The 640-nt window shown below is 27.0% G+C and carries 1 protein-coding gene; it reads left to right on the top strand.

The window, feature by feature from the left end:
- The coding region (locus tag DW917_RS18000; protein ID WP_233524825.1) for a hypothetical protein at positions 1-200 on the top strand (200 nt) is incomplete at its 5' end.
- Positions 201-640: the final 440 nt, after the last annotated feature.

Genomic DNA, 640 nt, shown 5'->3' with positions numbered 1-640 from the left:
ATAAACAAGCAATCCTAAGCCTATATATAAGAATCTCTCATTTCTTATTATTCAATATTTTTTTATTCGAAAATGTAACTAAGATTTTAGTTATGCATTCCTTTATAAAGCAGAAAAAAACTGATTGTATTAGAATGTTTGCAGGCATTGTGAACAGTATTAATTTGGGAACTTGGTGGTCATCTAAAAAGAAAGGGTAATCATTGTTAATCAATGATAATGGTAAAGATAAAACTTCTTTTAAAAAAATGTGTACATAATCAGCAAGTATGGGTGATTCACTATCACTCATAGACAAAAAAATTAAAATAACAAAAGTGACAATATCTATAACGAAAATTGATACACCTATAAATAAACAATCTTTAGTATAAAAAAGAGTTCTTTTTTTAAAATTTCCCATATGTATTACCTTTATTTGTTACTTTTTTTACGGCACTCAATTGGTTTTTGACCTGTTTTTTAATGATACTTTCATCTATTATTTCTTTTATGTTATAGTTAAAGAACGATTGGCTATTGAATTTATTGTATTGAATTGCAGTATTAATCAGAAAACGCACAATAATATGTCTGTCAATGTTTTTCCATTGTCTCACCAAGTAGGGACTATTTGGCGACACACATGTTCAAGTCATAC

The organism is Prevotella sp. AM42-24, from assembly GCF_003461825.1.
Lineage (GTDB): Bacteria > Bacteroidota > Bacteroidia > Bacteroidales > Bacteroidaceae > Prevotella > Prevotella hominis.
Note: the sequence above shows the minus strand (reverse complement) of the source record. Positions and strands in the feature narration are given on the sequence as shown.